The organism is Geodermatophilus sp. SYSU D01186 (assembly GCF_054050215.1).
Genome location: NZ_JBJGYW010000018.1, coordinates 65,040 through 78,484, shown reverse-complemented (window position 1 = coordinate 78,484; position 13,445 = coordinate 65,040). Strand labels below are relative to the sequence as shown.

Below are 13,445 nucleotides of genomic sequence, written 5' to 3'. Positions count from 1 at the left end.
ACCATGCAGAGAGCCGCCGCGGTGCACGTCGTCAGCGGACGGTCTGTTCGCCCCGCGCGGTCGCGGCTCCGCGGGGTGAGGGGAGGCCGGCTGTGGCGGGCACGATGTTGGGGTTGTGTCGGAAGACGTTCTCCGGATCCCAGGTGCCCTTGAGCTGGGCGAGGCGACGGTACTTGCCTTCGCCGTAGGACGCGCGCACGCGCCGTTCGTCGGTGTCGGCTTCGAAGTTCAGGTACGTCCCGTCGTCAGGCGCGTATGGGCGCAAGGCTTGCCAGAGGTCGCGGACCCAGTCCCGGTCAGCCGTGTAGGTCGGGTCGTCGGGAGCAAGGGCCAAGAGGGCCAGCGCCCAGTGGGGGCGTCGGGGGCTGCCCCATGCCGTGGCCTCGTCGGAGATCTCGCTGTACCTGCCGCCTAGCGGGAACATCGGGACGTAGGACAGCGGCGACCGCAGGCGCGGAAGCCGCTCCAGGATGACCTGGAGGGCATCATCGCTCAGCTCATCCAGGTTCAGCCCCTTGTCGTAGGCGCGAATACCCCACGGATTGGCGTCGTCGAGCATCCGCTGCAGCGCCACGTACGGGATCGGAGTGACCATCTCGAACAGCGGGTTGCGCTCGCGCAACGGTCGGACTGCCGCGGCGTGCTCCTCGGCGCTGCCCCAGCCGGCGACCATGACCGCGACTCCCCTGACCCCGCGATACTCCTCCGGTACGAACGGCTCCGGCGGCGCGGACATCCCGACCACGGCACCCGCGATCCCCGCAGGCAGCTCGAACAGGTACTCGCGGACGAAACGCAGCGGCTCGAAGCCGTCGTCCGGCCGCCAGAAGAACATGCCCAGGTTGGCCATCGGGTTGACCTCGTGCAGGACGAACACGAGCTCGGTCACGACCCCGAAGTTGGTGCCGGCGCCACGCAGGGCCCAGAACAGATCAGGCTCGGCCTCTTCAGAGGCGGTGACCGTGCGCCCGTCGGCGGTGACCAGGGTCGCGGACACCAGGTTGTCGCAGGCCAGCCCCTGTTGGGACGTCAGCCAGCCCAGGCCGCCGCTGAGCGTCAGGCCCGACACGCCCGTGTGACTCACCGTGCCGCCGACCACGGCCAGACCGTACGGCGCGGTCGCACCGTCAACGGCGGCCAACGTCGCGCCACCTCCCACGTGGATCCGGCGCGCGTCCGGGTCCACCCGAACCTCGGCCAGGCGGGACAGCTCGATCATGACCGCGTCATCTGCCACGGCGTTCCCCGCACCGCTGTGACCGCCGCCGCGCACCGTGAAGTCCGCCCCCTCCTCGCGAAGAAGAGCAACCGTCCGCATGACGTCCTCGGACGAGTCGGGCCGCACGATGAGCGCCGGCTGCCGCGTGATGGCGCCGTTCCAGATGGCTTCGGCCCGTGCAGCGGCGAACCTCTCGTCGGCCGGCTGCAGCACCTCTCCAGCAACCGACCGGGTGATCCGGGTGAGAGCAGAGCGATCGAGCGGCATGGCAGTCTCCCTGCGGGCTCGTGATCCGCCTCTCGATGCCGTGTGACAGCTCGGGAAGCCAGAGGGCACCGTCGCACACAGTCAGTTGTCGAACACCCCTGTGCGTCTCGCCGCGGCAGCCGACCGACGCGTCCCGGCGTGTGATGACTCCCGGCACAGCCGGTCCACCGTGGGGTCACGGCCGCGCCACGGGCCAGGACAGAACCACAGGGCGCACCGCGTGCAGAGAGGTTCGGCAGCCGAGCTCGGAGGCACGGAGTCCCGCGACGCTGTCGTTCCGGCAGTCGTGCCCGCGAGCGGGCAGGCGCGTATCTCCCGCAACTCTCCCTTCCCCGGGTCGCCCTTCCCTGTCCCGAACGTCCAGTGGCCCGGTCCCCTTGACGAGGGACCGGGCCACTGGACAGGTCGAGCCAGCCCCGGCGGTGTTCCGCCGCCCCGGCTCGGGACGAGGCCGACCGGAGTCAGGACATCGCTGACCGCGCCAGCCGGGACATCTGCTGGCCGACTACATTGTCGGACGACAGTCGGATGACAGGTCGGACGACATGCGTCCGGTCGGCCCTCAGGGAGCACCTCACCTTAAGTGTCGGCACCGAACGGCACGGCTTGAGCGTGCCGACCACCTCATACCCCTCCACACGGCCCGCCCGGCGCCCCATCCTCTTGGGACCTGGACAACGTGTCGCTCTGGCGAGGTCCACGCGCGCACGCAACGCAACAACCGCCGCAGTGTTGGTGCCCGCAGCGCGGCACCGCTCCACGACGTTGCGGATCGCTTTCCGCCCAGCGGCGCTGCGGCGGGCGAGGCTCGCGCGGGCACGGACTACAGCACTTGGCCGAACCTGACAACTCCCGCGGCGTCCGCCCGGGTGGGCGGATGACTGGTCGACGCCAAGCCCGAACGACCCGATGTGCCGCTGCCCCGCGTAACGCCGAGGGTCCGAGGTCGTCGGCACGTCCGGCGATGGAGACGCGCCGATGGATCGGGATGGCGCAAGCGCTAGCCATTCATGCGCGACTGAGACATGCTTGAAGAAGCCCCAGCCGACCCATTCGCATACAAATAGTCAAGCGCATACCTTTCGTCAAGGAATGCGTGGGACGCGTTGCCAACTTCCCCTGCGCCGCACGGATGAGTCGATCAACGAGACAGATGAGACGGACGCCATGACTGACTCGACCACCGAATGCACCTGTTCCAGGCTGCCGGACGGCAGCGGAGGGTCGCTGCCCGCTGCGTGGCTGGGGATGCACGAGCGCGTCGCCGTGAACACTGTCGATGAGACGCGGATCGAAGGCCGCGCGGCCCCCCTCTGGCTAAGTGAGTCCGAGGTCGTTCTGATGATGACCACCGACGAGGGTGACTCGTTCAAGCCCTCGCTTTCACGACTTCGGTCGGCCGAGCCGTTGACAGCCCCCGACTTGACGCAGGTGATCACGTCAGTGTTCCGCTATCTTGGGCGGCCCTCCGAGATACCTAGCGGCGGCGTGCACTTCCGCGTAATCGCGGATGAGCACCACTACGTTCAGGTCGCCGTCTCGGTCGAACCGCAGCCGTGCTTGACGCTCTGACGGCGATCGATACGACTACGAGTGGCACACAGGTGAGCCGCTCCCCACATCGACGACCCCAACCCACATCGGCTCCTGGACCGGATGACCGACGGCCCAGGAGGCGGCCCGAACTGAGCACCAAGCGGCTCGGGCGCCCGCTCCGGCCCTCATGACAGGCGGGCCGGAGCGGGTCTCAGCAGTCAAGGGCATCCGTGGCTGACCGCCGAACCTTCGGTACATCCGGAGACATGCCACCAGACGTGGCGACGCTCCGGTTCCTTCTCGTCCTGGCCCATGAGTTTGTCTCTGACGACGGCCTACGGGCCATCGTGCCGCTCGACCAGGACGCCGAGGACTACTGGGACACATCCCTGGCCGGTGTGTGCGCCCCCTGCAGGGATGCTCGCCTCGACGCCATCCGACTGGATCAGCCCCCAGAGGGACTCACGATGCCCGAAGTGTTCGCGATCGCCTGGTGGCGACCCGTACGCGACGCCGAGGACGCATGGGTCTTTCTCGCCGACCACGCCGAGTGCGCACGGCAGCCTCGACTGGACATCGGCATCGACTGGGACTGAGATACGCCGCCTCGGATGATTCCGACGCTGACCGGCTCCGCGCGACGGCCGCAAGGGGCCAGGACCCGGATAGGGAAGATCAGGGACGCGCCCTGAAGAGGGCCAACTCGACACCGGCGGGAGTGGCAGGAGGCCCTTCCTGTTCGGCGATGTCCGCAGCGAGGCGGAGGTATCGGCCGTAGGTGGCACCGGACCAACCGTTATCTCGCAGCGCCCAGCCGCCGAAGTTGGCGTTGAGAGCGCGAGCAACGAACTTGTCGAGGATGAGGGGCTGGGGCTGCATGGTGGGCTCTAGTCCGGCCGCGAAGTAGAGGTACTTGGTGAAGAAGGCAGGTCCCAGGAACTTGACGTGGTTGGCCTGCCGCGACAGCAGGCTCTCGTAAGCGGCGACTGGCCCGGCGGTATGCATCAAATCGGCGGCGGCCACTAGGCGCTTTCCAACCGTCTCCAACGGGGTGCGCGTGAAGGAGCGGACTCGGCGCCCGACGATGAATGCACTCTCGCCGGTCCCCCATATGTACGCGCCGAGCAAGAGGCCCACCCGGCCCTCCGGCGTGGGGTCGACGGACAGACCGAACACGTCGCGGCGAGCGATCCGCCTGTAGCCAGGGCGCCCTGGGACCTCGGGGAGCCGGTCCAGCGCCTCGGGCCACCACGGCGGCTCGACGTAGCGGCGCCACCACTCCGGCTTGAACGGGAAGCCCTGCCCGAGCACTTCATCTTCGGACGGAATCTGGAGCGGCGGCATGGGTGACCTTTGCTTCTAGGACGATGGTCGTGGACCGATGGTCGTTCGGCCGTGCTCAGTAATACTCACGGATGTAGCCGAGCGCCCGCTCGTAGATGTCGTTGTCGCGGATCTTGTATTTCACGTAGAGCGTCTTCCGAAGAGCCTGCTGCACCAGCCGGTCCCCCTCGGTGGTGTTCTGCCAGCCCTCGAACCGGACGGACTTCACCACCTGGTCGACGTCGTTCACGACCCGCTCCACCATGACCGGCGTCTCAGCGTCCTTCAGCGACTCGAACAGTTCCGTGAGGGCAGCCTTGCCGCGCTCCTCGCGAGGCACTTCGGCGACCTCCTTCTCGGCCGCCACAGTGTCGCGCGCGAGCGCGAAGAGTTCTCTGAGGAAGTCCAGGCTGGCCTGCTGCCCGTGGCTGTACTTGTCGCGGAGATCGTTGAGCCGCTTGCCCAGTTCGACGAACTTGGGATTGTTGATGTGCTTGGCGATTCGGGCCGTGATCTGCCGTTCAAGTTCTTCGACCGTGCCTTCACGTTCCTTGCCGGATGCCAGGTCTTCGATCACCTGAGCGTCAAGAACAATGGTGTCCAGGTCAGTCCGCGGGACTTCGACCGTCACGTGCTCGTTGATCAGGTCGAGGGTCTTCGCACCCAGCGAGTGCCAGACGAGGCGCCCCGTGAGGTCGGTCGGCTTGACCGACTCGTACACGTCAGTGAGCCACCGGTAGTCCGTCTCGTGGGTGCTGAGAATCGGATCAGGGCTCAGTGCCTCCCACAACTGACCGACGATGCTGTACGCGAGCGCGTACGCATCCTTGGTCTCGTCGTCCGCCAGCGCCGCCTGAGCCTGTATGAGCCCCTCGTAGCCACCGACCGTACGGTCCACGCCGGGAAAGAAAGACAGCGCTGTCGCTACCGCGGCGGGCAGTTGGTTCCGCAACTCGGCGATGTTCGTGATGACCCGTTGGACGCTCTTGTCATCAAAGAGCAGGGCCTGCGCGACGTCGTCGAAGATCCCGAGGTAGTCGATGACCAACCCGTGCGTCTTGTCCATCTCGGCGTACGTCCGGTTCGTGCGAGTGATCGCCTGAAGGAGGGTGTGATCGCGGAGCGGCTTGTCCAAGTACTGGGCTTGCAGGATCGGTGCGTCAAACCCGGTCAGCAGTTTGGCGGTCACGATGATGATCTGGAGCGGGTCCGACGCATCGTTGAACCGGGCGAGCAACTTCGCCTCCGCGTCCTTATCGAGGCCGAAGCGGTCCCTCCAGTCCTGCGGGTCGCGCGCGTCGATGCTCATGACAACGGCGGAGGCGTCAGGGCCGAGGTGAGTGTCGAGGGCGGCCTTGTAGGCCACGCACGCGGCCTTGTCGTAGACGACGACCTGTGCCTTAAAGCCGTTCGGAGCAACCTTCGACACGAAGTGCTCCGCGATGTCTGCGGCGACCTTTTGTACGCGGTCCTGGGACTTGATCAGCGTCTCTAGCGAGGCCGCCTTCTGGGACAGGGCGGTCTTCTCGGCGTCGGAGAGGTCGTGTCGCGTGGCAAGTTCGGTGAAGGCTTCGTCGATGCCCTCCTGATCAACGGTGATCTCGCTCAGGCGGGGCTCGAAGTGCAGCGGCAGCGTGGCGCCGTCGCGGATGGAGTCCTGGTAGGTGTACCGGGACAGGTAGCCACCCTTGTCCTCATCCGAGCCGAACGCCCAGAAGGTGTTCCGGTCCCGCTTATTGATCGGCGTGCCGGTGAGTCCGAAGAGGAACGCGTTAGGCAGCGCTTCGCGCATCTTGCGCCCGAAGTCGCCCTCCTGGGTTCGGTGGGCCTCGTCCACCATTGCGATGATGTTGTCCCGGTCATCCAGGACACCGGGTGCTTCCGCGAACTTATGGATCGTCGTGATGATGACCTTCCGCGCACCGTCACGAAGCAGCCGCTGCAGTTCCGCGCGGCTGTCGGTGGAGACGAGGTTTGGCACGTCCGCGGCGGTGAACGTGCCGGTGATCTGGGTGTCGAGGTCGATGCGGTCCACGACGATCAGCACGGTTGGGTTGGTGAGCCCCGCCATCGCACGCAACTTCTGCGCCGTGAACACCATGAGCAGCGACTTGCCGGAGCCCTGAAAGTGCCAGATGAGGCCCTTCTTGATCCGCCCAAGCAACACTCGCTCGACAATCAGGTTCGTTCCCTGGAACTGCTGGAAGCGAGCGATGACCTTGATCTTGCGGTGCTTCTTGTCGGTGGCGAACAGCGTGAAGAACCGCAGAAAGTCGAGAACCGCCCCTGGGGACAGCACTCCCTGGACGGCCTCCTTCACGGTAGCCAGCCCGACCTTCACCGGCGCGTCGCCGTCCGCCTCCTCGCGCCACGGCCCCCACATGCCGACCGGCATCCCGGCCGACCCGTAGCGAAAGTCTTTGCCCTCCGTTGCGAACGACAAGACGTTCGGCACGAAGAACTGCGGCACGTTCTTCTCGTAGTCATCGTGCACCTGCGCAGCGGCGTCGACCCAGGAGTACGCAGGACGAACGGGGGACTTCGCCTCACCCACCACGAGAGGGAAACCGTTACACCACAGCACCAGGTCGAAGCGTCGCTCCACCCGTCCACTCGTAAACGTGACCTCGGTCGAGACCATCCACTGGTTAGCCGACGGCTCTGTGGGGTCGAAGTCGATCAACCTGACTGTCGTGTGCGCCCCGCCCGGGCCGAACGGCATCGAGCGGTCGCCCTTGAGCCAGGCTGCGAACTCCTCGTTCGCCGCGATGAGGCTTCCCTGTCGCGCGGACAAGATGAGTGCCCGCAGCCGGTGCAGCACTTCGTCAGCGCGGCTCGGCTCCGCCTCGATCTCCGGGTTCAGCCGGATGAGCGCCGCCTTCACCTGGGCTTCCAGGAGGACGCTGCTGGTCGTGCGGGGTAGGTCGCTGCCCGGCACGAAGTGAACATCGACGGAAGTAACCAGGTCACGCACGAAGTCACGGACGGTGTTGGCCTCGTTGAACGTCATGCGCGCCTCCCGAAAACGGACTCTTGGATGGCCGCGACCATTGAGCGCATCCCCTCAGCGCTGGCGCGCGAAGCGCCGGATGCGATCTCGCGCGCCTCAACTAGGGAGAGGCACGCCGCTCGCTCGGCAGCGTTCGGCCATGGGACCTCGATTTTCATGAGATCGCTCTTGTTCAGTTTTCTGACGATCGTTGTGGACTCACGGGCCTCCAGAGCGGCTTGGCCTCGCTTGTGCGCCAACAACGTCTGCATCAAGGCTGCGTCATCCTCGGCCAGTCCTGTGATGCCAGTGATCTGCTGGTTGGTGATCCCTCTCTGACCGAGGACAGCGACCTTGCCAAGCGCGCCGCCGATGCAAACAACCGCGACTGTGTTGGCTGGTACTACCCGCCCGGCTGCTGCCCCCGCAGAACTAACCCATTGCTTCGGCTCATCGGCGTACCGACCATTGATCTCGCTGGGCGTGACGAAGGGAACCTCAGGGACGTCCCAGAAGTCTGGACGACTTCGCGACGGCGTAGAGCCAGTGACACACTCAGCGATCTGTGCGATTGGCTGCCTTCTCATCGAGGTCCACCACTCGTCCAAGCGCGCCTCGATGGCACTCTCAACGAGGCGATCGCGCTCCGCTACTGCCAAGCGGTGCCGTTCCGCTGCCCACAGAAGGTCCGCAATCCGCTTCTGTTCATCGACCGGCGGGAGATCGAACTGATACTGCGCGATGTCGGACCAGTTGACGTACGGGTTCACCGAACCCTTCGACTCCGAAACGGCGAAGGCGTGAAACGGCTCCGATGTCATGATCCAGGGCAGGAACTCCGGCAGTAGCCGTTGATCGTCCCTCGGCTGAACGACGAAAGTGGTGTTCGAGCAGACACCATCGAAGTCGGCGACCGCGACCTTGCGGAGGTATGTACGACGCGATCCGTACAGCACCTGCCCGGGCCTGAACCGGCGGTGGAACGCTGGTCCAAGGTAGCCATCCCCGATCTGGCCCCACCTGTGGATCTTCAGGTCGTCCGTGTCCATGTGCTCGCCCGCCACGTAGCGAGTGACTGACCCACCAGCCGGGTCGACCTTTTCCTTCGAGGCATCGGCGACGTCACCTAGCGCCACGCGCTTCCAGGCGCTCTGACCGAGGTTCAGGTTCACTCGGCAGCCTCCTTGCGCAGCATGGCGATCACGTCCGCTACGGCGGCATCTGCCTGCTCCGCGGCGGTTCGCCACCCGGCTACGGCAGCACTGATCCCTACGGACGGCGCCTCGTCCTCGCCCAGAGTCGAGCCGGTGGCGTAGAGCGGGATGGCGAGGCTGTGCTTCTTCTCGGCGATCTGGTCGAGGGTTGCTACAGCGGCGAAGCCGGGGATGTCAGTGAACGCCTCGTAAGCATCCAGGATCTTCTGCTGGTCAATACCACGGAGGAACGACTGTGCTTGCTTCCGGGCGAACTCGTTCACGGCGTTGATGAAGAGAACGCGGCCCTGCTGGTTGTCCGGCTTGCGACTGCGGAGCGTGATGACGACCGCTTCCATCGGCGAGTTGTAGAAGAGGCCGGGGCCGAGTCCGAGCACACACTCGACGAGGTCGGACTTGACCAAAGCCTCGCGTAGCGCAGCCTCCTCGCGTCGGAAGAGCACACCGTGAGGGAACAGGATGGCTGCGCGTCCCGTCTTTGGGTCGAGGCTGGCCGCGATGTGCTGGAAGAACGCGTAGTCGGCGCGACCCTGCGGAGGAATACCCCAGGTGTTCCGCCCGAATGGGTCGCTGGCGAACGCATCACGATTCCACGACTTGATGGAGTAGGGGGGATTGGCAAGCACTACGTCGAAAGTGCGGAGACGCCCATCGGTGTCAAGAAGTGCGGGTGAGCCAAGAACGTCCCCGTGGGCGATGTGCCCGTCAACCACGCCGTGCAGGAACAGGTTCATGCGTGCAATGGCGGACGTGCCGTAGTTCAGTTCCTGGCCATACAACCGCAGGTTGCGCCACTCCTTGCCCTGACGCTTCACCTCCGCGGCAGCCGAGATCAACATGCCTCCCGTGCCGCAGGTCGGGTCGTACACGGACTCGCCCGGCTCGGGCTTGAGCATCAGCGTCATCAGGTGCACGAGCGTGCGGTTGGTGTAGAACTCCTGCGCGGTGTGCCCGGAGTCGTCGGCGAACTTCTTGATCAGGTACTCGTACCCCTGACCGAGTTCGTCCTCGGGCAGGTTTTCCACGGACAGAGTCTTGGTCGAGAAGTGCTCGACGAGGTCGTTGAGAGTGGCGTCGGGGAGCAAGTCCTTGTTGCCCCAGTCGCCGTCACCGAAGACGCCGTACAGGGCGTCGGGGTTGGCCGCTTCGATGGCACGCATGGCCTTCAGCAAGGCTGCACCCTTGTTCTTCGTAACAGCGCGAACGTCTTCCCAGTGAGCGCCGTCCGGGATGGCGAAGCGGTGGTTCTCTGGCAGGTCGGCCAGTTCCTCGTCGCCGTAGATGGCGAGCCCCGCGGCGCGCTCCTCGTCGTAGACGTCAGAAAGGCGCTTCAGGAAGACGAGCGGGAAAATGAACTGCTTGTAGTCACCTGCGTCGATGAGTCCGCGCAGGAGAACGGCAGCACCCCACAGGTACGACTCCAGTTCACGCTGGGTGATGCGCTGAGGGGTCTTTGATGCGTTACTCATGCGCTCAGCCCCCACTTCGCGAGTTCGACGTCCAGAGCAGCGCGGGTCTCGGCTGCGGCCCTCTGCGCTACTTCGAGTTCAGCGAGCGCCTGCTTGACCGTCGTCTGCTCGCTTTCAACGGGTGGTTCGACGTAGAGCGGGATGTTGAGGCTGAAGCCGTTCGATGCGATGGCGTCCAGCGATGCAACGCGAGCGAGGCCCGGTCGGTCAACGAAGGACTGGTACGCGTCCAACAACGTATCGGCGTGACCTGACTCAAGAGTGTTCTGGTTGCGGCCTCTCTTGAACAACGTCTCGCCGTTAACGAACAGGACCTTCCCCTTGGTCGTGACCGGCTTCTGCTGACGCAAGATCAGGACACACGCGGCCAACCCCGTGCCGTAGAACAAGTTGGGCGCCAGGCCGATGACAGCCTCGATCTTGTCGGCCCTCAAGACGTGCTCGCGGATGCGTGCTTCGGCGCCCTGGCGGAAGAGAGCACCCTGCGGCAGGACGACGGCGACACGCCCCGTCTCCGGGGACGCGGAGGTGAGCATGTGCTGGACCCAGGCCCAGTCGGCGTAACCCTTCGGCGGGACGCCGCCGAGCGCGTTGCGCCCCCACCTGTCGGTTGACCACTCCTGGTCGCCCCAGTTCTTCAGTGAGAACGGCGGGTTGGCGATGACGCAGTCGAACCGGGCGAGGCGGTCCTTGTCGAAGAAGGCTGGGTCACGCAGGGTGTCGCCTCGAACGATCTGGAAGTCCTCGACCCCGTGCAGCAGCATGTTCATGCGGGCGATGCCGGACGTGGCCAGCACTTTCTCCTGGCCGAATAACTTGCCCCACAGCAACTGGGGTCGGCCGCCGTTCTGCTTCACATGCTCGATGACCTCGATCAGCATGCCGCCGGTACCGCTCGCCGGGTCGTAGACCGTCTCGCCCTCCTGCGGGTCAAGGATGTTAACGAGAAGCCCGACGACGGAGCGCGGGGTGTAGTACTCCCCGGCTTTCTTGTTCGACTGGTCTGCGAAGCGCTTGATGAGGTACTCGTACGCCTGCCCGAAGACATCCGGAGATACGGCTGCGTTGGTCAGCGGCTTGGACGAAAAATGCTCAATGAGATCGCGCAGGCGCGCGTCGGAGAGTTTGTCCTTGTTCGTCCAGGGCGCGTTGCCGAAAATGCCGTAGAGCGTGTCAGGGTTCGCTTTCTCAATGCCACGGAACGCGGTAACTAGGGCCTGCCCGACGTTTTCAGTCCGAGAACGGACGTCCTCCCAGAGGGCGCCTTCGGGGATGGCGAACCGGTGGTTCTCGGCGAAGGCGGCGAACTCGTGGTCGCCCCCTGAGTCAGCCAACGCGTAGGCGTACTCCTCCAGGTACACGTCGCTGATCCGCTTGAAGAACATCAGCGGGAAGATGAACGCCTTGAAGTCCGACTGGTCGATCGCGCCGCGAAGCAGGTCGGCAGCAGCAGCCAGATGGCTTTCTAGTTCCGACAATGTTAGTGGCGCACCGACTTGCGGAATGCTGGCGAGTGCCAGTGATCGCGCTTCCTCTTCGGTCACTTCTGCCCCATGTCCAGCCTCATGCGCGCGCACCCGCGCAACCAGACTCTCCCGCCAGGGTCACTACGTCACCGCTCCCGCCCATGGTTACCTGCAGTTGCCGCGTCGGCACATCGCGACCGTAGCCGCGCCAGCCGACAGGTTGAGGTAGCCGGGAGATGGCGACCCGTTCGCCTGCCCCATAGGGGGCAGGCGTCTCGTCCTCACCAGCAGCCGACCGATCTTCTGTGAAGCGCGTCGCTCCGTGCATGCTCAGGACCCTGCCGGGCGGCCGGGCGATACCGCGGCCTGCTCACCAGGGAGGTCGCGAGTTCAGGCCCCGCTTCGTCGCGGCCCGCGGGGCGGAGAGGGTGGGGCCAGTTTCTGCCTGAGGGGGCCCACGTCGCGGACGAGGTCCTTCGTGGCGAGCATGAGTCGGTCGACCCACCCGCCGTTCATGTATGGCCGTTCGAAGTGAACTGTGGCCGCAGCAAGGGCGTTCATCACGGCGTCGGCCCGAGCAACGATGACCTCAGCCTCGGCACGGGTAAGCGGTATCGCATTGTTCGCGCGCCTTTGAGCCTGAGACATCCCATTACGCGTCACCTGGCAGGGCTGACAGAAACTGCGTGTCCCAGCAGGATCAAGGGTTGTGTTGCACGAGTGGCACCACCGAGTTCCGTCGGAACCAGTACGCGCTCCGAAAGTTCTACGGTCACCCGCTAGGGGCAACTCACGGGCCGCGATCGGCTTGCGATTGGGCATCGACCCGTCGGGGATCAGGTCCGGCTTCTCGTACTTGAGTCCCGCTTCCAGCGGCAAAGATGACACCTCGTCGTTGAAGATGGCCGGCCGTCCAGCCGACCAGGGAAGCGGGCGGCGACAGCGAAGCCAAGGCTTTGACCTGCGTAAACGCGATCAGAAGATAACTGACCCTTGACGCGATGCATGCGAGGCGCGCCGTCATCTTTGTCATCTTCGCGGGATGGACGGTCGGCGTTTCCCTGACTTTGATCACATGCCAACGACCAGGAAGACCCCGGCAAAGCCCGAGACGACGCCCCTTGCGACGGTCCACGACATCGGGAGCATCTCGCGTCGCCGGTACGGGCGGCCCATCTCAACTAACAGGGATGGCAATGCCGTTGTGCTTCCCTTTCCTCCGCGTGCTGGCCACACAGAAACGGTCGCCGCGAAGACAGGGAAGGAGCAGCCATGCGCAACGAGTGTCAGTCCACCGGAAGGCGCGTCGCCCCGTCAGCCGACGGGTGACGCACGCCGGTCTCTGCAAAGGGACGGCTCGCACACAGTGGGAGTGCTTGTGCCACCGTTTACCCTCCCCCGTTCCCTGTCCGGCTATCGGCCGCAGGACGCGGGGATCCTCACTCACGCGCTCATCGCGATGCTGGTTCCTGAGTTGCCCCGCCTCACGCCCGTGACGCTGCCCGAACGGATTCACGACCTGGCGGGAGCCCTCGTTGACGGCGACAACGTCAATCGGCGCCGCGTGCTTCTGTCCACCGCTGCCGGGCACGCCGCGACGTACCTCCGTCGGTTGACTCCGACAGGCTGGGCTCTGCTGGGATGCGAGTTCGACACGGGCAATGGGCGCGTAGACCTCGCCTGGCAGCACGGAGACGGCCGCGTGTTTTTCGACGAGGTCAAGACCGTGAACCGGCCGATTGGTCTCCTGACTTCCTCGTGGGTCGACCAGGCGGCTCGCTACGCCCGCGGAGGCAAGGACCGCTATGGGGCCGCCTTCGTCGGGGTTCGCCTTCTGCCCATCGGGTCGTTGCACTGCACAGCCCTGGTCCGTGCCGACGGCACGTTCTCGCGGCTGTCCCCCACCTCCGTCGAGCCGCTCGCATCCGCCGACGCCGTCCCCGGGAACGATCAGTGACCGCC

General features: G+C 65.4%; 9 protein-coding genes. 3 read left to right on the top strand and 6 right to left on the bottom strand.

Annotated elements, in window-relative coordinates; genetic code table 11:
* Window positions 1-31: 31 nt before the first annotated feature.
* The gene (locus ACI784_RS14720; RefSeq protein ID WP_457013948.1) at window positions 32-1,486 is read right to left on the bottom strand and encodes an FAD-binding oxidoreductase; all 1,455 of its coding nucleotides are present in this window, start codon (window positions 1,484-1,486) and stop codon (window positions 32-34) included.
* A gap of 1,167 nt (window positions 1,487-2,653) precedes the next feature.
* Here ACI784_RS14720 and ACI784_RS14715 point away from each other — a divergent pair.
* Complete coding sequence (locus ACI784_RS14715; protein ID WP_457013947.1) at window positions 2,654-3,058, top strand: hypothetical protein; 405 nt, start codon at window positions 2,654-2,656, stop codon at window positions 3,056-3,058.
* Between the two features lie 242 nt (window positions 3,059-3,300).
* A complete protein-coding gene (locus ACI784_RS14710) occupies window positions 3,301-3,618 on the top strand; it encodes a hypothetical protein (protein WP_457013946.1) in 318 nt (105 codons plus the stop codon).
* 79 nt (window positions 3,619-3,697) lie between these two features.
* On the opposite strand, the gene ACI784_RS14705 is transcribed toward ACI784_RS14710, so the two are convergent.
* The 5 genes from ACI784_RS14705 to ACI784_RS14685 are packed head-to-tail and all read right to left on the bottom strand — an operon-like array spanning window position 3,698 to window position 11,561.
* Complete coding sequence (locus ACI784_RS14705; RefSeq protein WP_457013945.1) at window positions 3,698-4,366, bottom strand: 8-oxoguanine DNA glycosylase OGG fold protein; 669 nt, start codon at window positions 4,364-4,366, stop codon at window positions 3,698-3,700.
* A gap of 55 nt (window positions 4,367-4,421) precedes the next feature.
* Window positions 4,422-7,355, bottom strand: coding sequence for a type I restriction endonuclease subunit R (locus ACI784_RS14700; protein WP_457013944.1), 2,934 nt, complete (start codon window positions 7,353-7,355; stop codon window positions 4,422-4,424).
* Window positions 7,352-8,506 carry a restriction endonuclease subunit S gene (locus tag ACI784_RS14695; RefSeq protein ID WP_457013943.1) on the bottom strand — a complete coding sequence of 385 codons (1,155 nt, stop codon included), beginning with the start codon at window positions 8,504-8,506 and terminating at the stop codon, window positions 7,352-7,354. The genes ACI784_RS14700 and ACI784_RS14695 overlap by 4 nt, the downstream gene beginning before the upstream one ends.
* A complete protein-coding gene (locus ACI784_RS14690; protein ID WP_457013942.1) occupies window positions 8,503-10,017 on the bottom strand; it encodes a type I restriction-modification system subunit M in 1,515 nt (504 codons plus the stop codon). The genes ACI784_RS14695 and ACI784_RS14690 overlap by 4 nt, the downstream gene beginning before the upstream one ends.
* Window positions 10,014-11,561, bottom strand: a complete 1,548-nt coding sequence (locus ACI784_RS14685; protein WP_457013941.1) for an N-6 DNA methylase — start codon at window positions 11,559-11,561, stop codon at window positions 10,014-10,016. The genes ACI784_RS14690 and ACI784_RS14685 overlap by 4 nt, the downstream gene beginning before the upstream one ends.
* Window positions 11,562-12,975: 1,414 nt before the next feature.
* On the opposite strand from ACI784_RS14685, the gene ACI784_RS14680 reads away from it, so the two are divergent.
* A complete protein-coding gene (locus ACI784_RS14680) occupies window positions 12,976-13,440 on the top strand; it encodes a hypothetical protein (RefSeq protein ID WP_457013940.1) in 465 nt (154 codons plus the stop codon).
* The last annotated feature ends 5 nt before the right edge of the window (window positions 13,441-13,445 follow it).

Bases quoted from the DNA above. Each gene is read 5' to 3' on its own strand.
- ACI784_RS14720 (WP_457013948.1), bottom strand. From the start codon at position 1,486: ATGCCGCTCGATCGCTCTGCTCTCACCCGGATCACCCGGTCGGTTGCT.
- ACI784_RS14690 (WP_457013942.1), bottom strand. From the start codon at position 10,017: ATGAGTAACGCATCAAAGACCCCTCAGCGCATCACCCAGCGTGAACTG.
- ACI784_RS14715 (WP_457013947.1), top strand. From the start codon at position 2,654: ATGACTGACTCGACCACCGAATGCACCTGTTCCAGGCTGCCGGACGGC.
- ACI784_RS14700 (WP_457013944.1), bottom strand. From the start codon at position 7,355: ATGACGTTCAACGAGGCCAACACCGTCCGTGACTTCGTGCGTGACCTG.
- ACI784_RS14705 (WP_457013945.1), bottom strand. From the start codon at position 4,366: ATGCCGCCGCTCCAGATTCCGTCCGAAGATGAAGTGCTCGGGCAGGGC.